Here is a 21575-nt window from a genome sequence, read left to right on the forward strand (position 1 = left end):
GGTGGCAGTAACCTCCTGGGCGCCCCACCTACTTGATATACAGGCCATCCCAGCCTGTCCACAACCCAGTCCGGAGGACGTATGCGCAAGGTCCAGACCGCTGCCCTGACGGCGGCGAGCCTGCTGGTGTTCAGCGGCTACTACAGCCTGGGCGATGCTCTCGACCTGCTGCCCGGCCCGGTGACGGTCGCCTACGCCGACGTCGCCCCCCGGCCCTTCCCGACGCCGGCCGCCCCCAGCGCCAAGACCGCCGCCCCCTCCGGCCTGGACCAGGGGGCTCCCACGCCCTCCAAGAATGCCCTGAGCGGCTACATCCAGGGTGTGGTCTCCGACGCCGCCCTGACCGGGGGGAATGTGACGGCCTCCGTCGTCGACGTCGCCACCGGCGAGGAGCTGCTGGACCGCTCGGCCGCCTCCGGGGTGACGCCGGCCTCCACCAACAAGGTGCTCACCGCCTGGGCCGCCCTGTCCTCCATGGGCCCGGGCCACACCCTCCAGACCAAGGCCGTCCTGGAGGGGCAGACCCTCACCCTCGTGGGCGGCGGTGACGTGCTGCTGGCCGAGAACGAGGGCAACCCGAGCGCCACGGCCGGTCACGCGGGTCTGGGCGACCTTGCCCGCGCCACCGCCGAGAAGCTCAAGTCCCAGGGGACGACGTCGGTCTCCCTGAGACTGGACGACACCCTGTTCACCGGCCCCCAGTGGAACGAGAAGTGGGAGGCCGGCAACGAGCAGTACGTGGCCAAGATCCAGCCGATCATGGTGGATGTCTCGGCCACCCAGAACCAGGGCTACCCGGAGGACCCGGCCATGGAGGCCGCCCAGGCCTTCGCCAAGCACCTGAGCGAGGCCGGCATCACGGTCGACGGCGAGCCGACGCGCGCCGCAGCCTCCGGCAGCGCCCGGGAGGTGGCCTCGGTCTCCTCCGCCCCGCTGTCCGACATCCTCGCCGTGTCGCTCAAGAACTCTGACAACACGATGACCGAGGTCGAGGGGCGGCTCGTGGCCGCGCACGCCAAGGAGACCACCGACTTCGCCGGGGCCTCCAAGGCCGTGCTCGCCCAGCTGAGCAAGGACGGCTTCGACACCTCCGGGGTGACGCTCCTGGACTCCTCCGGGCTGGCCAAGGGCAACAAGGTCCCCGCCCGGCTCCTGACCCAGATCATCACCAAGGCCGCCGGCGGCGAGGGCGGCTCGGCCGGACGCACCCTCATCGCCGACCTGCCCGTCGCCGCCCTGGACGGCACCCTGGGCAAGCGTCTGCACGACACTGCCGCGGCCGGGACGGTGCGCGCCAAGACCGGCTCGCTGGAGCAGACCGCCTCCCTGGCCGGGGTCGTCACCACCGCCGACGGGCGCCAGCTGGCCTTCGCGGTCATGACCAACGGCTTCCCCACCAACGGCGGTGGGGCACCCGCAGCCGCAGCCGCGATCGACAACCACTTCGTGGCGCCCCTGGCCTCGTGCGGATGCTCCTGAGGGGTGCGGCGGCGTGTTCAGCGCAGCGGCGACAGGCAGGGGCTCAGACAGCCCGGTGAACTCGGCGAGAAAGGTGTCACGGTGACGACCCAGGGCACAGCGGCGGGACTCGTCGACTGGCGCACGGTGGAGCGCCTGACCGCGCTCATTCCGGCGGGCCCCAGCGCCTCGCGCTCGGCGCGCGCCAGCTCGGTGGCGGTGCTGCGTCGCTCCGCCCAGGAGGCACCGGCCTGGGTTGCCAGGATCACCGGCCTGAACCGGGCGGCCCAGCAGGTCGCCGAGACCACGCGGGTCAGCGTCGTCGACCGGGCCGGGCTCGTGCGCGCCTCCATCCGGGCGCTGCGCGGCCTCATGGAGCAGGTGCCCGCCCCGCCGGCCTCGGAGGCGGTCCAGCTCGTCGGGGCCGCCGAGGTCGCCGGGGCGATGAGCCTGCTGGCCACCCGGCTCCTGGGACAGGTGGTGCCCGCGGCCCCGAGCGGGACCCGCGGTCACGGGGGCGGTAGCGCCGGCCCGGCTCACCCCTCCGGTGAGGGGGATGGCGAGGGCGACGACGTCGTGACGCCCGGTACCGGGCTGGCCCGTGACGTGACAACAGGTGGAGGCTGGGATGGGGCGGCGTCGCCGCACCTGCTGCTCGTGGCCCCCAACGTGCTGGCGGTGCGCCGCCAGATGGACCTGGACATGCTCGACCTGCCCGCCTGGGTCTGCCTGCATGAGATGACCCACGCCGTCCAGCTGGCCGCCGCTCCCTGGCTCGGCCCCTACCTGTCGGACTCCATGCGCATGGTGATCGGCGCCGTCGTCGAGGCCGCCTACGGCGGTGCCGACGGTGCCGGAAGCGCAGGCGACGGGAGTTCGCGAGGGCGGGGGAGTAGGCCGCGACGAGGCCGGATGGTGCGCCTTGCGGCGCGCGCCGGCCGCGGGCGGGTGCTCGAAGGTCTGATGAACGTCACGGATCGCGCCGAGGTCGCCTCCCTGGCGGCCGCGCTGACATTCCTGGAGGGACACGCCGAGGTCGTCCTCGATGACGTGCACCCCAACCGGATGCCCTCGGTCCACCGGCTCCGGGCCGTGCTCTCGCGCAGCCGCGCGGCCGACGGCGGCATAGGCCCCGGCCCCGGGCTGGGCTCCCTCCTGCTGCACCGGCTCATGGGCCTGGAGGCCAAGGAGGCCCAGTACGCCGACGGCGCCGCCTTCGTGCGCAGTGTCGTGACCCGCATCGGGCACGAGGGGCTCAACACCGTGTGGACCGATCCCGAGCTGCTGCCCACGCCGGCTGAGCTCGCCCGCCCCGACGTGTGGGTACGTCGCGTCAGCTGAAGTGCCAGGCCGGGGCCCGTTGTGGCAGGCTTATGGCGTCGGCGCGGACCGGTGGCCTCCCCGGCCCCGGTGAGCCCGCGCAGCCATGACGAGACATGAGGAAGGCAGGGCGTATGGACGCCACGGACATGGGATCGGACCTTCAGCAGGTTCTCATCACCGAGGAGCAGATCGGGCAGCGCCTCGATGAGATGGCCGCGCAGATCGACGCGGACTACGCCGGTCGCGACCCACTGCTCGTCGGCGTGCTCAAGGGGGCCGTCTACGTCATGGCGGACCTGTCGCGCCGGCTGCACATGAGCGCGCCGATGGACTGGATGGCGGTGTCCTCCTACGGCTCGGGCACCAAGTCCTCCGGCGTGGTGCGTATCCTCAAGGACCTGGACACCGATGTCACCGACCGGCACATCCTCATCGTTGAGGACGTCATCGACTCCGGGCTGACCCTGTCCTGGCTGGTGGGCAACCTGTCCTCCCGCGGCGCAGCCTCGGTGGAGATCGCCACGCTGCTGCGCAAGCCCGACGCCGCCAAGGTCGAGGTGGACGTCAAGTACGTCGGCTTCGATATTCCTACGGAGTTCGTCGTCGGCTACGGGCTGGACTACGCCGAGCGGTACCGCAACCTGCCGTTCATCGGTACGCTGCGCCCTGAGGTCTACGGAGGCTGACTGACCCAGGTCAACCTTGACAGAACCTGAGGGTAATACGGAAAAATAACGGGATGTGGCACCTAGACGCCGTCGTCGGACGGTGCTCAAGGAGCCCTGGAACTGCGACGTGCCCCCTTTTCAAGGTGGTCGGAGTCGCGTACGTTACGTTAAGATAACAAGCGCAGGTCGCCGGTGGATGTCCCCTCCCGGCGGGTGATGTGGAAGGACTATTGGTAACAGTGAAGAAGGCTGTGCGTCGACGCGCCCCGAGGCTGGTCGGCCTCGCCGGCGCGGTGGTGCTGTCGTCCTCGCTGAGCATCCCCATGATGGCTCCGGTGGCGGCCGAGCCGACCCCCGGCGACACGTTTAACACGGTCGCTGAGATGGCGCAGGTCAGCGGGGCTTCCGGCACCCTGACCACCCTCGGCGACGAGGCGCCCGGTGACGGCGGTGGCCTGACCTACAACGTGGAGAGCACGAGTCCCGAGGGCGCGTTGGGTGCCGTCTCGGTCATACTGGCCGATGGCCAGTGGGCTGTGCCGCAGGGTCTCCCAGCCGGCCCGGCCGTTGGCGCGGACGGTACCGCCGCCAACGACGTCGTGGCCCGGACCCAGTCCTTCGTCAACGCCGGCGGGTCCCTGATGTCGGACGCGTCGCGGCCCACGCCGCTGTCGGGAGCGAACGTGCGTGCCGGCGGCTCCGCCCCGTACGCGATCACCTCCTCAGCGCTGGTGGGCATGGTCCTCTCCGGCTGGGATTACTCGCACACCACGTATGCGGCGGACCAGAACACTCAGGTCGGCTACCGGGCCGACGTCGGGCAGGACCTCTCCGGAAGCTGGAAGCCGGACGACCTGGCCGGCTGGTTCCACTCCCAGGGGCGCCTGTGGCTGAACACGGACGGCTCGATCAGCCCCGGGGACATTGTCTTCTTCTCCAACCCCTTGCCCGGGGGGCAGGGCGAGTCCGGCTCGGCTCCCGCCCAGTCCACGGTGTTCGGGAACGTCTACGACGTCGGCATTTACGTGGGTAACAACCAGGTGGTGCGGGCCTCGACGGGGACCGCCCAGGCGCAGACCCTGGACGCGCAGACGATGGCCGAGGTGGCTATGGTGGCGCGCCCGCAGTGGTCCGCCCCCGCTGGTGGCGCGCCCGCCCCGGCGGATCAGCAGCGCGCCGGCGCTGGTGGCGGCAGTGCGGGTGCCGGGGGTGGCGCTGCGACGCCGGCCCCGGAGGCCTCGGCGTCGGCCTCGTCTCAAGCGAAGCCTCAGCAGGGTCCGGCTGCGGGGGCCCCGTCCTCCAACGGCGGCTCAGTGCCGGACGGCGCGAGCGCCGGCTCGCAGTCCTCGAGCGGGGCTGGGAGCAGCGACCACAACGAGGTTGTGGTGGGTGCTGGTAGCAGCCAGGACGCGAAGGGGCGCACGAGCGCCGCTGAGCGGCCTTCGGCCCAGAGTGTCCGGGAGCGGTGGCTGCCGGTGACGGGTGTGGCGATCGGCGTGCTGTCCGTGGCCGCGATCCTGCTGTCTGCCGGCCTCGTCATCTTGCGTCTGCGCCGCGCCTGAAGCGGGGGCGGGGCGGCTTGGTCGGCCCGCTCGGCCGGATCTTCCCGGCCACGCCCGGCGCGAACGTGAGCAAGCGCAATGGGACCTTTGCCGTGCTATCCGCTAACGTCTGAGGAATCAGTATGTTGAAGGGACCTACCGCACGATGAAAGATTCTGGGCGCGAGCCCGGCCGCAAGGACTCGGGGAAGCCGGGCAAGGCCGGTAAGAACGACCGCAACAAGCGCGACCGCAAGCTCCGCGACACCCTGGGCAACCCGTTCCTGTGGTTGGTGCCCTTCCTTCTGGTCGTCATCCTCGGCTGGGCCGTCTTCTCCTCGATGTTCGGCTACCGCACCATCGACACCTCCGACGGCCTGACGCTCCTGCGGGACAAGCCGGACACGATCAAGTCGATCACCGTCGTCGACGGCAACCAGCGTGTCGAGCTGGACCTCACCACCACCTATGTCCAGCCCAAGAAGAAGGGCATCGAGTCGCGCCCGGTGGGCAAGAAGGTCGAGTTCTCCTACACCGACGCCCAGGCCGAGCAGGTCGACCGTCTCGTGCAGGCCGCCGCCCCCAAGGAGGGCTTCAACTCCGTGGTGCCCACCACCAGCTGGTGGTCCTCCCTCATCCAGCTGCTCGTGCCGGCCCTGCTGCTGGGCGGCTTCATGTGGTGGATGCTGAGCCGCATGGGCGGCGGGCGCGGCGGCGCCATGGGCTTCGGCCGCTCCAAGGCGAAGGTCGGCTCCAAGGAGATGCCCGACGTCACCTTCGACGACGTCGCCGGCGAGGACGAGGCCGTCGAGGAGCTCGAGGAGATCCGCGAGTTCCTCTCCGAGCCTGAGAAGTTCCGCGCCGTCGGCGCCAAGATCCCCAAGGGCGTCCTCCTGTACGGCCCGCCCGGAACCGGTAAGACCCTGCTGGCCAAGGCCGTCGCCGGCGAGGCCGGCGTGCCCTTCTTCTCCATGGCCGCCTCCGAGTTCGTCGAGATGTTCGTCGGCGTGGGCGCCTCGCGCGTGCGCGACCTGTTCGACCAGGCCAAGGAGAACGCCCCCGCCATCATCTTCGTCGACGAGATCGACGCCGTCGGCCGCCACCGCGGCTCGGGAACCGGCGGCGGGCACGACGAGCGCGAGCAGACCCTCAACCAGCTCCTGGTCGAGATGGACGGTTTCGACGCCAACACCAACGTCATCCTCATCGCCGCCACCAACCGCCCCGACGTCCTGGACCCGGCCCTCCTGCGCCCGGGCCGCTTCGACCGGCAGGTCAGCGTCGAGGCCCCCGACATGGCCGGGCGCGCCGCCATCCTCAAGGTCCACGCCCAGGGCAAACCCCTCAACGACGACGTCGACCTCGACCTCGTGGCCAAGCGGACCCCCGGCTTCACCGGCGCAGACCTGGCCAACGTCCTCAACGAGGCCGCCCTGCTCACCGCCCGCTCCAACGCCCACCTCATCGACAACCGGGCCCTGGACGAGGCCATCGACCGCGTCATCGCCGGCCCGCAGAAGCACTCGCGCGTCATGCGCGAGCACGAGAAGCGCGTCACCGCCTACCACGAGGCCGGTCACGCCCTGTGCGCGGCCGCCGGCGCCTACTCCGACCCGGTCACCAAGGTGACGATCCTGCCGCGCGGGCGCGCCCTGGGCTACACGCAGGTCATGCCTCAGGACGACAAGTACTCCACCACCCGCAACGAGCTGCTCGACCAGCTCGTCTACGCCATGGGCGGGCGGGCCGCCGAGGAGATCATCTTCCGCGACCCCACCACCGGCGCCTCCAACGACATCGAGAAGGCCACCGCCACGGCCCGCAAGATGGTCACCGACTACGGCATGACCAGCGCGGTCGGCGCCGTCAAGCTCGGCACCACCGAGAGCGAGACGGTCCTGGGGCTCAACGCCACCAGCCGCGACTTCTCCGAGCAGGTCGCCGCCACGGTCGACACCGAGGTCCGCTCTCTGCTGGATGCCGCCCACCGGGAGGCCTGGGAGATCCTCACCCGCAACCGCGCCGTGCTCGACCAGCTGGCCGAGGAGCTCCTCAGCCGTGAGACGCTCCTGGAGAAGGACCTGGAGAGGATCTTCGAGGGCGTCGTCAAGCAGCCCGAGCGGCCCCTGTGGCGCAGCGACGAGTCGCTGCCCGTCGTCGAGGCCGCCCCCGCCAGTGACCAAGCCGGCGGTGAGTCCGATGACTCCCACGGTGCTGGCGACTTCTGGGGCTACAACCATTGAGCCGGCCCGGGCCCGGTGGGCCCGGCAGGTGCGGAGAGACAGAGGCTGACCATGAGCTACGACGCCGAGGGCGTGCGGCGGGCGGTGCACGACCTGCTCGTCGCCATCGGGGAGGACCCCGAGCGCGACGGGTTGCGTGATACCCCCGAGCGCATGGCGCGCGCCTACGCGGAGATGTTCGCCGGCCTCGACCAGGACCCGGCCGAGCACGTCGAGCGGGTCTTCGACGTCGGGCACGAGGAGATGGTCCTCGTACGCGACATCCCCATGTACTCGGTGTGCGAGCACCACCTGCTGCCCTTCCACGGGTCGGCGCACGTGGGCTACATCCCCAGCGAGGACGGGCGCGTCACCGGCCTGTCCAAGGTGGCGCGCCTCGTGGACGGCTACGCCCGGCGCCCCCAGGTCCAGGAGCGGCTCACCCGGCAGATCGCCGACGCCCTCGTCGAGCGCCTCCAGTGCCGTGGTGTGCTCGTGGTCGTCGAGGCCGAGCACCTGTGCATGTCGATGCGCGGCGTGCGCAAGCCCGGCTCCAACACGGTCACCTCCGCCGTGCGCGGCATCATGCGCAACGCCGCCACCCGCTCCGAGGCCATGAGCCTGGTCCTGGGCCGGCGGTCCTGAGCGCGGGCCGCAGCTATCGCCCCTCACTCTGGACGGTCTTGGGCCGCCGCCGGGAGTGCTGGGGGATGTACTGCTGAGATCTGAGAGTGTTCCTGGCCGGCACATGGCGCACTTCACTCGGGCTGGCGATTGCGCTGCGCGCTCGATCCCTGGTTGGCAGGGCCGGAGAACCGTGAAGTGAGGGGCTGAGGCTCTCGCCCAGCAGGCAGCACATCCTGAGTCTCTGTCTGCGGTCGAGGGCTACACTCCTAGAATATGATGAGGAGTGCTGATCGTGGTGAAGTCGATGTGGACGCCCGCGTGTACCGTTCTAAGGTGCGGATCGCTGAGGCGCTCTTTGAAAAGCTTGCGGTTTATGAGCTTGATGAGATCTCTGTATCAGAGGTAGTGGCCAAGGCGGGTGTATCTAGAAATACATACTATCGCCACTTCTCCACGAAGAGGTCCGTCTTGACATTCTATATTGAGGAGTTGTTGAGAGAGTATCTCCAAGGTGTTGAAGAGCGCGGCATATCGGATGTTGAGGGAATTCTCAACTATTATTTCTCCTTCTGGGGGGATCGCAAAGAGTATGTTATCCTATTGAGGAGGCGTCAGCTTTTGGATCTGGCGCTTGATGTGCAGCGAAAAAAGTTCCTAGAGGCGCTGCCGCACTCCGACCTTCCCTGGCATGGAGTCTCCGGAGTTGACGAAACTCTCGTGGATCTGCTGTTCGTTGGTGGAATGTGGAATATTCTCCTGCATTGGCTCGATCGTGGTATGGACCCGAAAGCTTCGGAGGTTGTCCGGACGTTTCTCGAGGAATTGTCGGTTTACGCTGAATGCTTGCCATAGTCGACTCCATCCTGAGGTCTTGATGCCTGTGAGCGGCCCGCATTGAGAGGTGAGGTTGACCTCCCTGTTATGTGGTACAGATTCTGCGAATCTGTGCCACAAGTGCTGTGTGAGTGGAATGGGACGTGATTCCGGCATACAGTCCTCATCGACTGATGGGTCATCACTGGGAGGAAGAATGTCGTTTCTGCTCGGCTACTGGGCGCTGCCGATCCTGTTTATTCTGCACGATTTTGAGGAGATGGTGCTTCTGCCTCTGTGGAAGCGGCGGTCGAAGTTTCGGGCGCTCCCCAATCAGGCAGATTATTTTGGGGAAACCAGAGATGGTTCGGCGTTTACGGTGGGGGTGCTGGAGGAGTTTGTTATTCTGTTGACTGTTTCTTATGTGTGTTCGTTGACGCGAGGTGACGAGTTGTACTTGTGCTTCTGTGTGGCGTACAGCCTCCACTTTCTTATCCACTATAGAATGTGTTTCCGGTTCAGGGGGTATGTCCCGGGGGTTGTGACTGTCACTCTTCAGGTTCCGCTGATGTGGTTTATTATCTCCCACTACTGGAGGGTCAATATGTTGACAGTAGCATGTTTCATGCTGGTGATGGTGGTGGTCTACGGGAACCTGTACGTCATGCACCGTTTGATGCCGAGAATCGAGCGGCGCTTCGTCGGATACGCCCAGGGTTAGTCGACGAAAATGTCGCCACAATGTAGGGATGTATGTATGGGCTCCACGTATAAGAAATTGCTGGTGGCCGTCGATGCCGGGCTGCTGCTCTACTGGGCGGCCGTCTTCCTCAATCTCATTCCCGAGCACCTGCGTTTCAAGGACTACTCCAACCAGGTCATCCAGGCCTGGAACTGGTCCTTCTTTCCGCTCGACGTGGCCGCCGCGCTGACCGTCTTCCTCGGCGCCCACCTGACGCGGGTGGGCAGCAGGATCGGGGACCTGGTGCTGACGGTCGGACTCATGCTCACCTTCTGCGCCGGGTTCATGGCGATCTCCTTCTGGTCCTTCTACCGTGACTTCGACCCGCTGTGGTGGGGGCCCAACGCCCTGCTCATGATCGTCCCGGCGCTCGCCTTCGGCTCCATGGTCTGCCGGCGGCTCGAGACCGCGGAGAACCGGGCGTGACGGTCAAGGACGTGCTCTGCCTGTCGACGTGGGGGAGCGTATGCCGCCCGGGCGCGCCCACAGGCCGGATGGTGCTCGGTGCGCTGAAGGAGCGCCCGGGGACATCGGGCCGTGGCGTGTGCGCCTGGCCGGCTCTCGGAGGCGCCATCATCTCCGAGGTGTCGGCGACCCTCGCCTTGCGCCAGGCCCTGAACCAACCGGGCTTCTACGTCATGGTTGGGATCGGGTACGCGCTGGCCTTTATCCTCCTGTCGCTGACGCTCAAGGCCGGCATGCCGCTCGGCGTCGCCTACGGGATCTGGGGTGCCCTGGGTGTGGCGCTGACCGCCGTGCTGTCCATGCTTGTCTTCGGTGAACCGATCACGGTGCTCGTCGCCCTCGGTATCGCGCTCATCATGGCCGGCGTGCTCCTCGTCGAGGTCGGGGCGCAGCGCGCAGGCACGCAGGACAAGGACGGTGAGGCGTCATGAGCGGGGTCTACCTGGTAGCGGCCATCGCCTCCGAGACCACCGGCACACTCTCGCTCAAGCTCGCCTCCGACGGCAGAGGGCTGCGGTGGTACGGCGCCGTCATGGCCGGCTACCTGGGGGCCTTCGCCATGTTGACCCTGGCCCTCAAGGAGGGGCTGGGGCTCGGTGTCGCCTACGGGATCTGGTCGGCCGGGGGAGTGGCCGTCACGGCAATCGCCTCAAGGTATCTCTTCGGTGAGCCACTGACCCGCATCATGGTGGCCGGCATCGCGCTCATCATGGCCGGGGTGCTCCTCGTCGAGCTCGGCAGCGCGCACTGACAACGCACCGAAGGCGATCACGGGCCAGAATGTCCAAATCGGTGACAAAGGGCCGTCGGCACTCCTTGGCCGACCATGTGAACCGCGGAATCATGCGGTTTTCTTTCGTCAGTGTGTGTCCGTTCCGAGCCTTTGTCACCGATTTGGACACGATCGGCTTGTTCCTGTCCCGCGCGGACTGGCCGAGCGGCTCCTGAGGTACGTGGCGTGGGCAGAAGGCTCTCTCGGCCGGGGACATTCGACATCGGCGGGTGCAGTCCACGCGTTCGGGGACAGGACGGTTGTCCCCGAACGCGTGACATGTCCTCGGCCGGAGTGGTTTGCACCCGGCCGCGCGGAACGTCCCCGTCGGGAAACCGTGGTTGCACGACGTATCAAGCCATGGCGCCGGGTGGGTCTTTCAAGAGACCGCCTGGAAGGGGACGCTGAAGACCGTGGTCCAGCGGCCCTCGCCCTGACTCACGCTCAGGCTGGCGCCCATGGCCTTCATACGGCGCTGCATCCTCTCCATGCCCGGCTGCGGAGGCCACGGCAGCGACGAGGTCGGAGAAGTTCAGTGCCCTTGCGGGGCTAAGACGAATCCGAGCTGGGCGGTATCTTGCCAGATGCGAGTCGATGTTGAGATGGATGCTCTTGCGGATACGGCATAAAAAAGGCAGTTCCCTTGATGTTGCCCAGGTTCATGTGGGCGGCATCAAGGGAGCTGCATCGTGAGGTGTTGGCGGCTATCGCATGTGGTTCGAAAACGAACGATGATCGACTATCTGCGAATAGTACCTATTTTCCGAAGAACAGATGTGGCTTCGGTGGCATATGTGGTTAGAGTTTGCAAGTGGTGAATATGCCTGCTAGGTCTACGCAATTTACTTTCGCTGGTGCGTGAAAGGCGATAGGTTCATTGTGGGTATGTGCAGAGGTGAGGGTGGCGTGTGAAGACGGACACAGAAGTAGTGCTCCTCCGAGGATGGCGGCGGAGAGTGTGGAGGAAAAGGCCTTGCGCATGTTTGACTCCTTGTGGTGGTGGGGTGATGGCTTAAGTTTGGCCTGCTTTCCGGGACGATAACAGTCTTCTTATGGATGAAATCACATACGACTTTCTGCGGATGTCAGTCGCTTCGGCGTGCTCAAAGGTGGAGGTGGTTGGCGTGTCAGTCCGTGGTTGTCGGCGGTGTGCGGTGGAGGGGGATGGTGAAGATGGTGGTCCAGCGGTTGGTGGTGTGGGTGGTGTGGAGGGAGCCGCCGAGGGATTCGACGCGCTGCTGGGCTTGGATGAGGCCGAGCTGGGACGAGGTGGCGGTACTGGTGGGTCGGTTGGGGTTGATGGGGTTGGTGCACATGCACTCGAGGGTGTTGTTGTCGGTCTCGATGGTGAGGGTGGCGGTGCTGGAGGGGGGTGTGTGCTTGGCGGCGTTGTTGATGAGCTCGGCGATGATGCGTACGAGCTGTTGGCGGATGCCCGGGCCGATGCTGGGGTTGTCGAGTAGGTCGGTGCCGTGGGTGGTCAGGTGGGCGTCTCGGTGCGCGAGGGCTTCCTGGGCGGTGCGGATGGTGTCGGTCAGGGGTGGTGGGGGTGAGGCGGCCAGCAGGAGGAGGGAGTCGTCTCCTTCGGCGGAGCTCATGGCTTTGAGGCTGCGTCGTAGCTGTTCGACGGCGGTGCGTACGGGGGTGATGATGGCTGTGAGCTCTTGGTTGAGGCGGGCGTTGTGGGGGTCGGCCAGGCGGGCTTGCTCGGCGATCATGACGGCGTGGCTGAGGTCGCGTACGACGGTGTCGTGGAGCTCGGAGACGACCAGGCGCCGTTGCTGGTCGAGCTTGCGCCGGCGTTCCTGCTCGGCGACGTTGGCCTGGAGGCGGTGATGGCGGACGACCTCACCGATCACCACACAAGGAACACCGAAAGTCGCTGTTTGGACCAGCCCTAAATGCCACGTTGGTGCTGCTGAGAGGTGTGCCAACGTCGTTGCGAAGGCGAGGACGTAGATCATGTCGCGTCGGAGGCCTCGGCCCAGGAGCATGATGCAAAGCCCCCACGGCAGTACCACGGCAATGCCGCCAAGATCGTATGGGGAGTTGGCGGCGAACCAGGTGACAGCCAGGCTTGCGGCTGCTCCTGCGGCGGGAAGCCGGGATGCCAGAGGCAGACAGGCCAGGCTCATGGCGGTGGCCAGGAGTGCAGAAGGAGTATGAGGGACTCCCAATGCCACCGGTGCGATGGTGAGGAGGAAGATGGCAACTCCTGCATGGAGCAGGTGGGTGCGTCGCGTGGGGTGCCATGTGAAGGATGTCTGAGTGTCGGAGGCAAGAAGAGACATACGAACCGCTCTCGGGTCGGGCAAACTCAGTATCATTCTTCCATGCGGACAGATGCTCTCTCGAATAGTTTAAGCGACAACAATGACTCGGAGAAGATCCGGGTCGTCGTCGTTGATGATGACCCCTTTGTCCTGCAGGCTCTGAGGGCCTACCTGAACGAAGCGCAGGAGATCGAGGTGCTCAGCACCTTCGGGGCTGCAAAGGACGCCTTCGGCTTCCTGCGGAACTACCGGGTCGACGTGCTCATCACCGATGTGCGGATGCCGGGAATGGACGGTCTTCAGCTCCTCACCAAGGTCAAGCAGGGGATGCCCGAGGTCGCCGTCATCGTCCTCACCTCCTTCGATGACGATGAGGCCATGCGGACCGCGTTGGACCGGAAGGCCAACGGCTTCCTGCTCAAGGACTCCTCGGCGGAGGAGGTGGTCCGGGCCGTCATCGCCGCCCACCACGGCGGAACGACGATCTCCCCGGCCACCACCTCCCGCCTCGTCTCCCAGTACCTGCGCCCCATTCCAAGCTCGCACCCCGGTGTCACCGAGGCTGAGCAGGCTGTGCTGGATCTCCTCTGCGAGGGGTACTCCAACGCTGAGATTGCCGACCAGCTCTTCATCTCGGAGGCCACGGTCAAGAGCCACGTCTCCCATCTCATGAAGAAGTACGGCGTGTCCTCACGCCTCAAGCTGGTCGTCGCTACTCATCAGGAGAGGTGAAGGTTCTCCTGATGAGTAGCGACGGTCGATTGCGTCACCTGGGTAGCCGGAGCGCTCCAGCCCCGTACCAGGTGTTGCCGCCGCCTGTGAGGGGCTCGCATGCCAGAGCCTGCTTCTCTCTTGGGCATGAGATCGGGGTTGCCGACGTCGTCAGCTGCTTCTTGACGTCACCCGCCGGTACTCCGCGAGACCTGAGTTCCGCGGCCGCGGCCGCGACCTGGGGTGCCGCGAACGAGGTTCCGATCTGGTACCAGTAGTACCTGCAGGAACCCCCTCCTGAGGGGCAGTCGCTCAGGACATCGTCGGTTCGAGGCGATCCGTCGTCGTTGAGCGCGCCTAGTCGACGGAGCCTGTCCGGCGATGCTGTGGTGAGGATACCTAGCTCCGGTCCTTGAACCACGGCACCGCCCGGCCCTGCCAGAGGCGGCTCGCCCCCGAATGCGACGATGTCAATCGCGGCGCCAACATTGGAGTAGTCGGTCCGGTTCCCCGTCTTAGTGATGGCCCCAACGGTGATGACGTCGTCGGACTGGGCGGGCATGGTGACGCACTGATCGGTGACGGGGCGCTCTGCCTGACCGGACCAGCCCGAGCTGTACGGGTCCGATGTGCCGTGGTCGAGATCGTAGGCCTCGTTGCCGGCGGCGGCCACGAGGACCACCCCGTGATCGGCGGCGTACTTCAGCGCCGAGGTCACCTTCTCCAGGTCGGCCTTCTGCTGTGCCCGCTGCTCGGCCGTGTCGGCGGGCGCGTTGTCGCAGTAGCGGAACCAGGGGTCGACGGTGAAGCTCATGACGAGGACGCTGAGATGCGCGTCCGCCCCGTACCGGATCGCTTGGCTGACGGCGTCGGCGGAGAAGGTGCCCGTCCGGTCCCCGGCCTTGAGACTGACGATCCTGGCCCCGGGAGCGGCCCCGACAGTGCCGTGCCCGTCCGCTGCGGCCGCGATGATCCCGGCGACGGAGGTTCCGTGACCGAAGCCGTCATGGGCGGGATCGTCACAGGCAGTGTCTCCGTTGCAGGAGTCCCCCGACAGGAAGGACTTGCTGCTGGCGGAGTCGTATGCGGCGGCCAGATCGGGGTGAGAGGCGTCGATACCGGTATCGATGACGCCCACGGAGGCGCCTTTGCCGGTGGAGGGTGAGCCCGGGCGGTCCTGCCAACTGAGGTACCACTGCTTGGACTGGAGGGGATCGCCCGGAAGCAGTGAGCCGTGAGAAGATGAATCGACCGAGGCGGCGCCGGCCGTCGTGCTCCCCGCGCCCAGGAGCAGCAACAACGTAGCGCAGACGGCCAGTGCCCTCCTGCGGCGACGAGGTGAGCTTGCGGGCGCCTCGATGCTCACCACCGGGCCACCTCCTCGTAGAGCTCGCGAACGGGAGCAAGGGTCAGGACCACTGAGCCGTTGTGCTCGATCCAGGATAGGAAGCCCGCCTCACCGTTGTACGGAGCGCGCTCCCTACCCACGACGAGGTCGACCGTGTGTCCACGACGGCGTGCGGCGGTCACCAGGGCTGCGTCCTTCTCGATGTCTCCGGACAGGGCGTCGCCGTGCTTCTCCAAGAGGCTGCGCAGTGCGAGGAGGTCGGCCTCGACCGAGTCCCGGTTCTCTGTGGAGGGCTGATCGGTGCGGGGAATCCACCCCGTCATTCCGGGCTCGTTCCGGGAGGCCAGGACAGTCTGGACGGAGTCTTTGATGTCGGAGCGTTTGATGCGGTTCATGATGGTGTTCCTTAGGTCGTGGCTGATTATTGGTGATGGGACTGCTGAGGGGATTAGATGCGCTCACTCATCCAGTTCTCCTCCAGGCGACGGCGATCCACGATCGACTGCCGGGAGCTGAAGACGTGACCCTCGCCGGGGAAGACGGACAGGGTGACGTCGGCGTCGGCGACCAGGAGGTTCTCGTACAGGTAGAGCGACTGCTCGGGAGTCGTCGCCGAGTTCTCATCGGAGTCCCCGCAGGTCAGCAGGAAGGGGATATCCCGGTGTGCGCGAGTGCTGGGAAGGATGGTCATCATGCTGTACAGGTTGGGATCGGAGGCGGCGGTGCGCCGGTCGTGCTCGAATCCCGACGGCGTCGTGTACCGGTCATATGCGCCGCTGCGCAGGAGCACCCCCCGGGGGGAGGACGTGCCGCGCAGCACCGAGACTGCCGCGAGCGCCGCGCCGAAGCTGTGGCCACCCAGGAAAGGTGGGATCGGGGACTTCGGCAGCTCGGCGGCGATCACTCCTAGGGCGGCCTCCCAGGCCAAGTGCAGCTCGGCCAGGATGTCGTCTGCGCGGACCTCGGCCAGTGCCTGGTAGTCGATGCCCACCCGCACTACGGGGCGCGAGCCCGCGTGGCACCACCGGACGCTGTCCGGCTGCAGCGAGCCCAGGTCGATGGGAGCGGGCTCGGAGGCCTCGATCGGCAGTGCCCAGGAGCTGTCGAACCAGACCAGCGGAACCGACCCGCGTGTCGACTCGGTCAGGGTGATGTCGACCGTACGCTCGGGAAGGACTCGGGTGATCACGGTTCCGGAGACGTTGCCGGTTGGATCGTCCGATGAGGGGCACCACAGAATCGGGGATGAGGAGGCCTGAGGGGCGTCGGTTGCCTCGGCTGCTCCGCCGATTCCCACCAGCCGGTGGGAGCCGTCGGCGGTGATGACTTGGACGTTGTCGTCGGCCCCGCCGGGAAGGATGCGGTCGATCGAGCTGTCACTGGTCCAGGAGCCTCCTGCCCACCGCAGGACGTGGGGTGTACCGAGCTCGACCCATACCCCAGTCAGTCCGGGGACCCCCGTGTAGTGGCTGACGCCGTCGGCGACGGTGGCGATCACCGAACCGTCCTCGGCGGAGTAGGAGATCGTCTCATCGACCAGGCGCTCGGTGAAGACCACCGTGCTGCGCCCGCCCAGGGAGCGGTGGGCCACCGATCCGCGGGGCAGGTCACCGATGAGGGATACCGACGACGGCGATTTGCCTTCCCGGTCTTCCCTGCTCTTTCCGTCGTGGAGGTCGACGAGGTAGTGGGGGACATGGTCCTCCCGCATGAAGGCGGCCAGTTCCTCGGGCGTGCTGGCCACTCCGATGAGGAAGGGGGAGCCGGCCTCGAGGAGGACCACCGAGCCCTGAGGCACCCCGGGAAGCGGTGCGTCGTCGAGCATGACGGTGCACAGGGAGGAGGTGAAGAACTCCTCCACCAGGGCGTCCGGCCACGGCTCGGCGTCGCCGCTGTGACGAGTGACGACCTCGGAGGGCTGGTACTTCTGACGCAGCCACACGACGTGGTCTCCGAAGCGCCACAGGCGGGTCGAGCCGGCCGGGTTGGGTCGAAGCCCCAGAAGGGAGCGCGTGCTGGTTCCCCACCGGGATGCGGTGGTCCCGACCTCGTCGCAGGCGCTGACCTCGACGCGCCCGTCGTCCTGCCAGGTGGACAGGACCCAGCCCCGTGGACCGAAGGGCAGGGGCAGTCCGTCACCGCGCTCGGAGAAGAGGAACGGGTGGCCGGCGTTGACGGTTCCCAGGTAGCCGTGTGGCACCGGGGAGGAGACGACATCGCCGGACTGTCGGTCGTAGGTGACCCCCCGGTAACGGAGCAGGTTCATGCGAGTCCTGGGAGAGGTGCGGAAGACCGGGGCCTCCAGCACCGCTCGGGTGCCGGTGCGATGGTCCACCAGCGTGTGGATGCTGAGCCGGTTGATTCCTTCTCTCTGGTGCTCGATGGGAAGGGGCGTGACCGTCGTGCTCATGCGGGCACTCCTTTCTCTACTCGGGCGAGGGTCGGTGTGGGCACCTCGCGGAGCCTGCCGAACTCCATGCGGTAGGCCCGGTCGGTCATGGCGAAGAGGCGGGCGTCGTGGGTGGTGACGACGATGCAGTGATCGCGTTTGAGGTTGAGCAGCGTGGCGATGAGGTGATCGGTGGACTCGTCGTCCAGGGCCGCTGTGGGCTCATCGAGCAGGAGCACTCGCGGGTTGAGGGCGAGGGTTCGTGCGATCGCCAGACGCGCGCGCTCTCCGCCGCTGATGCGTGCCCCGCGCTCCCCGAGCATCGTGCTCGTTCCGGAACGGTCCCCCAGGCGGGACAGATCGAGGCCAACTCTGCTGCACAGTTCGTGGATTCTGGCCTCGCTGATGCCGGGGCAGACCGCCTCGAAGTTCTCCTTCAGGGTGCCGCTGCGGAAGAACGGCTCCTGGGGGCAGTACTGAACGATGCTGTTCCAGGCCTCTGTACCGGTGACGACGGGCGAGAACCCGGCGACGGTGATACTGCCCTGTGAGGGGTGGTTGGCCCCGGCGATCAGGCTGAGGAGGGTCGACTTCCCACTTCCGGACGGGCCGACGATGGCGACGATCTCTCCGCACCGAGCGGTGAGGCTAACCGAGTCGAGAAGCACGGTGCTGCTCGTCCCGGCGGCAACCGAGTAGTCGGTCTCCCGGACCAGGAGCGCTCCGCCGTTGGGGACGTCGACCGGCACCGGGGGAGCCTCGTACCACTCCTCCTGCGACTCAAGGAAGCCGCTCACGCGAGACAGCGCGGACCATGACGTCGCCAGGCCCGTGCGAACCCCGGATGCCGCCTGGAGCGGGGCGTAGAGCTGGGGGGTGAGGGCGGCCAGGGCGGCCAGGGCGCCGGGAGTCATGTCTCCCTGCACTACGGAGTGTCCGCCGATGATGAGCACGGCCACAGTTCCCAGGGCGCCGACGAGGTCCAGTGACGAGGAGAAGGCGCTGTTGAGGGTGATCATGCGGGTGAAGGACGTGCGTACTCCGGCGGCCGCTTCCTCGGCCTGACGTCGGTCCGTGGGGATGTCGGCCGCTGTACGGGAGAAGAGGTGGCCGGTGACACCGACCCGCTCCACCACGGTGCCGCTGAAGACGGACATGGCGTCGAGCATGCGGTCGGTGGTGGCACTGAGCGTCCGGGAGACCCGCTCAGTGGGCACGGCCAGGATCAGTGCCAGTGCGAGGACTACCAGGGTGATGGTGAAGGATCGGGTCCACATGATGCTCAGCAGGAGCCCCAGTCGGGCGATGAGGCCGAGGGCTTGCGGCAGGATGGTGGACACGAAGGTCTGAGCCTGGGCAGTGTCGTTCGTGATCTGTGAGAGCAGGGAACCTCCTGGCGCCGCGCTGACGGTGGATGAGGACAGCCGGGTCAGCTTGCTGAGCATGAGGACCCGCAGGCGCTCCTGGAAGCGCTGTCCGGTGAACGCCGTCATACGCTGCGAGGCCACGCCGACTGCTGTGCTGGCGACGGCTGCGCCGGCGGCCAGAAGGCCCGGGAGGAGAACACTGGCCGTCGAGGGGTTCTGGGTCAAGCTGTCGATGATGCGCTGGAGCATCAGCGGGGAGACCGTGCTCAGGCCCGCCTGCGCGGCGACGAGGATCGCTGCGATGATGATGGAGGGGGTAGAGGCTCGCAGCACCCGGCCGCATGACGAGCCCAGCACGCGCCGCGCGGAGGTTAGGCCTGAAGGGCGAGCTGCCGAGTGCGCCATGACTGAAGCACCTCCCTGCACTCGCGTAGGCCTGACTGCACGTGGGCGTTGGACGGGTCGGCGGAGTTCATCGAGACGACGGCGGGGTAGGCGGAGACATCGACTCCAGCCTCACGAAGCGAGGCGATCTGCTCGGAGTCGCGGTCCACCCACAGAATGGTTCCGTCGAGCTCGGAGTCGTCGACGTCGTGGTTCTCCATCACCTTGAGCGCGGAGCACGCGGTGCACGTCGGAGACAGAACGATGAAGAGCTGATCGTGATGCGTGTCGTCGACCTCGATACGGGTCAGCCGGTTCCACAGCTGCATCGCAACGGTCATGACGACGGCCGAGGCCAGTGCCACCACGAGGCGAAGAGGGCGGGGGCTCGCGATCTCCTCGCTGCCGACCGCACTGGCCAGCAGGGCTGCGGCAGTCAGGGCGCAACCCCAGATGTGGGCGGGACCGACCTTCATACCCTCGATGCCGAAGCAGCCGCACTCCTGGCCCTTGAGCGTTGTGGCCCCGACTACGAACCCGGCGTAGATGACGGCGAGAAGGAGGGAGACGATCCGATGGCCCGGAATGGCCAGCGCGATGGCGGACACGACGATCTCGGCGGCGATGACGAAGCTGCTCGAGAGGTGGAAGCGAAGGAAGTTCGCGCCTTGCGGCCAGGCGAGGCGGGTGCGAGCTGCGGCCCAGATCTTCGCTCCCGCGGTCCCCAGGAGGACCCCGGTCGTTCCTCCGATGAGTAGTGTGACGAATAGGCTGTTCATAATGACCTCTCTTGAGCATTGGAAGTGGAATCTGAATCGATGATGATGCCGGACTCAATAGCGGACTCGATGATGGGTGAAATCGGGATCGGTTCGGTGGAATGGAGGGCATCGTCAAGGAGGGCCCCGTTCTCCTCGTCCAGCTCGTGGACGGAGAGACGGTGGAGGTCTGCGAGTGTCCATCCCCCGTTCTCCAGGTGCGTCAAAGTCATTCCGTCAGCGAGCCTCCAGCGCTCAGCCATGAGGTCACCCACCTTTCTGTCTCTACGGTCTTCTTGACATCCAGTGCGTACTTCTGGCGAAGGAAGGGGTCTTTTCCGATCAAGGTCATTCCGTCGACGTCGATGCAGCCTTGGGCGGCGAGGGAGCCGTCGGCCAGCTCCTCCTGCCAGGAGGGCCACATCTCGGTGGCCTCCTTGACGGCGCGCAGCCGGGCTGCGGCGTGGTCGTTGACGGGCTCTTTCCCGAATCTGCGGAACAGTGCGGCGTCGTGGGTGCGAATGCCGTTCCGGACCTCCAAGGAGCGCTGTTCGAAAGGGACCTGTGCGAAGGCGCCAATAACGACGGGGTCGTGGGCGGGGCGGTACGGCGAGTCCGATGATGACGATGAGTCGCTGGAGGCCGTCCATAGGAGCTGGGCCACCCGCGGCGGGAGTCCCTTGAGAGCCTCCTCCCACGAGGACAGGGACACGATTCGCGCGACATCGATCGTCTGTATGGCATCAATGCTGAGCCATTGTGGGTCTGGCTCCACGATGATCGGTTCGGAGTCCTCCGAGGCGTGCTCGTGCTCATGTGAGTCCGACTTGTCCTTCTTGGACAGCAGCCGCTGGAAGAGGCCCCCGCCTTGGGTATCTTTCTTCGCCTCACTCGGAATGGAGCCGATGAGGTCCCGAATGCCCCGTGCGTCGATGTCGCTCGTCTCGGTCTCGGATGGTGCGGAGGCACCGTCCGGAGAGGGTGCCGTGAGAGCATTGAGATAGTGCAGGATGATCTCGTCAACGGGCGCTGATGCCGAGGAGAAGCGGGCGGCAGAGGTGTTCCGACTCAGAGCCTGGGCCAGCACCTCTTCGGCGGCCTCGAGACTGATGACGCCGGTGCTGTACTGCTCGGGCTGCAGGGGTTGAATCGAGTCGTTGTCGAGTCGCGTTCCGGGAGCCTTGTGAAGGACCTCGGTGAAGAGCGACTGTCCGAAGGGCGGCCTGACGTCCGCGATGCGGGCGAGGACGAACCGGAGGGAGGCAGACGTGTGCCTGCTGGCGAGCGTGGCCTCATCAACCTGCTCCCAGGTTCCTGCGCGGCTGAGGAGCAGTTGGTTGCTGTCGGTCCAAGGGGTATCATGGTGACTCATTGGTGTGAACCTTGATCTGGGTGACTGGGTTGAGGGCGGGGCCTGCCTGCGTCGCTGCTACGGTGCAGGCAGGCCCCGTGTTGTACCTGGCTCAGTAGCAGGTGCAGCGGCGCCAGGCGGTCCAGAAGTCGCAGTAGCCGCCCCGGTAGCCGACACTCTGGCAGTGGGCGTTGCAGGTGTACTCGTCGTTAGGGCAGCCGAAGCCTTCGGCGCCCTCGATGGGGGCCTGGGTCTCGGAGCTGACGGCCTGCTTGAAGTCGGCGTCGCTCAGGGGGGCGGTGCGGCGGGTGAACTTGTCCATTGGTGTGTTCCTTTCTGGAGGTCTCCCCGGGTGGTTACCGTG

21 protein-coding genes are annotated in these 21575 nt (G+C 66.7%); 12 read left to right on the forward strand and 9 right to left on the reverse strand.

The genetic code is table 11. The features are described from left to right. Nucleotides 1–81: 81 nt before the first annotated feature. From dacB to FK267_RS11740, 11 genes are all read left to right on the forward strand, one after another. Nucleotides 82–1479, forward strand: a complete 1398-nt coding sequence (gene dacB / locus FK267_RS11690; RefSeq protein ID WP_141407297.1) for a D-alanyl-D-alanine carboxypeptidase/D-alanyl-D-alanine endopeptidase — start codon at nucleotides 82–84, stop codon at nucleotides 1477–1479. Nucleotides 1480–1560: 81 nt separating this feature from the next. Then, the gene (locus FK267_RS11695) at nucleotides 1561–2799 is read left to right on the forward strand and encodes a zinc-dependent metalloprotease (protein WP_141407298.1); all 1239 of its coding nucleotides are present in this window, start codon (nucleotides 1561–1563) and stop codon (nucleotides 2797–2799) included. Between the two features lie 113 nt (nucleotides 2800–2912). Then, a complete protein-coding gene (hpt, locus tag FK267_RS11700; RefSeq protein WP_003789094.1) occupies nucleotides 2913–3467 on the forward strand; it encodes a hypoxanthine phosphoribosyltransferase in 555 nt (184 codons plus the stop codon). Nucleotides 3468–3688: 221 nt separating this feature from the next. Beyond that, complete coding sequence (locus tag FK267_RS11705; RefSeq protein WP_141407299.1) at nucleotides 3689–5011, forward strand: hypothetical protein; 1323 nt, start codon at nucleotides 3689–3691, stop codon at nucleotides 5009–5011. A gap of 145 nt (nucleotides 5012–5156) precedes the next feature. Then, entirely contained in the window at nucleotides 5157–7232 is a 2076-nt protein-coding gene (gene ftsH, locus FK267_RS11710) for an ATP-dependent zinc metalloprotease FtsH (protein WP_141407300.1), read from the forward strand. Nucleotides 7233–7283: 51 nt separating this feature from the next. Further along, nucleotides 7284–7856, forward strand: a complete 573-nt coding sequence (gene folE, locus FK267_RS11715; RefSeq protein WP_070513162.1) for a GTP cyclohydrolase I FolE — start codon at nucleotides 7284–7286, stop codon at nucleotides 7854–7856. A gap of 315 nt (nucleotides 7857–8171) precedes the next feature. Further along, the gene (locus FK267_RS11720) at nucleotides 8172–8690 is read left to right on the forward strand and encodes a TetR/AcrR family transcriptional regulator (protein ID WP_198498108.1); all 519 of its coding nucleotides are present in this window, start codon (nucleotides 8172–8174) and stop codon (nucleotides 8688–8690) included. 178 nt (nucleotides 8691–8868) lie between these two features. Beyond that, nucleotides 8869–9372 carry an HXXEE domain-containing protein gene (locus FK267_RS11725; protein ID WP_141407301.1) on the forward strand — a complete coding sequence of 168 codons (504 nt, stop codon included), beginning with the start codon at nucleotides 8869–8871 and terminating at the stop codon, nucleotides 9370–9372. A 36-nt stretch (nucleotides 9373–9408) separates the two neighbouring features. Continuing rightward, nucleotides 9409–9819, forward strand: coding sequence for a YvaD family protein (locus FK267_RS11730; protein WP_075372952.1), 411 nt, complete (start codon nucleotides 9409–9411; stop codon nucleotides 9817–9819). Between the two features lie 116 nt (nucleotides 9820–9935). Continuing rightward, a complete protein-coding gene (locus FK267_RS11735; RefSeq protein ID WP_141407323.1) occupies nucleotides 9936–10289 on the forward strand; it encodes a DMT family transporter in 354 nt (117 codons plus the stop codon). After that, the gene (locus FK267_RS11740; protein ID WP_141407302.1) at nucleotides 10286–10609 is read left to right on the forward strand and encodes a DMT family transporter; all 324 of its coding nucleotides are present in this window, start codon (nucleotides 10286–10288) and stop codon (nucleotides 10607–10609) included. Before FK267_RS11735 ends, FK267_RS11740 begins: the two co-directional genes overlap by 4 nt. Nucleotides 10610–11757: 1148 nt before the next feature. On the opposite strand, the gene FK267_RS11745 is transcribed toward FK267_RS11740, so the two are convergent. Next, nucleotides 11758–12813 carry a sensor histidine kinase gene (locus FK267_RS11745; protein WP_249039347.1) on the reverse strand — a complete coding sequence of 352 codons (1056 nt, stop codon included), beginning with the start codon at nucleotides 12811–12813 and terminating at the stop codon, nucleotides 11758–11760. 150 nt (nucleotides 12814–12963) lie between these two features. Between FK267_RS11745 and FK267_RS11750 the strand changes: the two genes are divergently transcribed. Further along, complete coding sequence (locus FK267_RS11750; RefSeq protein WP_141407304.1) at nucleotides 12964–13635, forward strand: response regulator; 672 nt, start codon at nucleotides 12964–12966, stop codon at nucleotides 13633–13635. Nucleotides 13636–13669: 34 nt separating this feature from the next. On the opposite strand, the gene FK267_RS11755 is transcribed toward FK267_RS11750, so the two are convergent. From FK267_RS11755 to FK267_RS11790, 8 genes are all read right to left on the reverse strand, one after another. Beyond that, nucleotides 13670–14980 (reverse strand): S8 family peptidase, encoded by a 1311-nt coding sequence (locus FK267_RS11755; RefSeq protein ID WP_232622435.1) that lies wholly within the window; start codon nucleotides 14978–14980, stop codon nucleotides 13670–13672. Next, entirely contained in the window at nucleotides 14977–15357 is a 381-nt protein-coding gene (locus tag FK267_RS11760) for a hypothetical protein (RefSeq protein ID WP_141407306.1), read from the reverse strand. Before FK267_RS11760 ends, FK267_RS11755 begins: the two co-directional genes overlap by 4 nt. A gap of 53 nt (nucleotides 15358–15410) precedes the next feature. Then, on the reverse strand, nucleotides 15411–17372 hold the full coding sequence (locus tag FK267_RS11765; protein WP_141407307.1) for an alpha/beta hydrolase family protein: 1962 nt from the start codon (nucleotides 17370–17372) through the stop codon (nucleotides 15411–15413). Further along, nucleotides 17369–19051 (reverse strand): ATP-binding cassette domain-containing protein, encoded by a 1683-nt coding sequence (locus FK267_RS11770; RefSeq protein ID WP_249039348.1) that lies wholly within the window; start codon nucleotides 19049–19051, stop codon nucleotides 17369–17371. Before FK267_RS11770 ends, FK267_RS11765 begins: the two co-directional genes overlap by 4 nt. Before the next feature lie 38 nt (nucleotides 19052–19089). After that, the gene (locus tag FK267_RS11775; RefSeq protein WP_141407309.1) at nucleotides 19090–19881 is read right to left on the reverse strand and encodes a hypothetical protein; all 792 of its coding nucleotides are present in this window, start codon (nucleotides 19879–19881) and stop codon (nucleotides 19090–19092) included. Further along, nucleotides 19878–20123: an actinodefensin-associated protein B gene (gene adfB / locus FK267_RS11780; protein WP_170198638.1), complete on the reverse strand. Its 246-nt coding sequence runs from the start codon at nucleotides 20121–20123 to the stop codon at nucleotides 19878–19880. Before adfB ends, FK267_RS11775 begins: the two co-directional genes overlap by 4 nt. Further along, the gene (gene adfA, locus FK267_RS11785) at nucleotides 20090–21232 is read right to left on the reverse strand and encodes an actinodefensin-associated protein A (RefSeq protein ID WP_141407310.1); all 1143 of its coding nucleotides are present in this window, start codon (nucleotides 21230–21232) and stop codon (nucleotides 20090–20092) included. The genes adfB and adfA overlap by 34 nt, the downstream gene beginning before the upstream one ends. A gap of 91 nt (nucleotides 21233–21323) precedes the next feature. Continuing rightward, nucleotides 21324–21533, reverse strand: a complete 210-nt coding sequence (locus FK267_RS11790) for an actinodefensin (RefSeq protein WP_075372939.1) — start codon at nucleotides 21531–21533, stop codon at nucleotides 21324–21326. Between the last annotated feature and the right edge of the window lie 42 nt (nucleotides 21534–21575).

It is taken from the genome of Actinomyces oris, from assembly GCF_006546825.1.
GTDB classification, from domain to species: domain Bacteria; phylum Actinomycetota; class Actinomycetes; order Actinomycetales; family Actinomycetaceae; genus Actinomyces; species Actinomyces oris.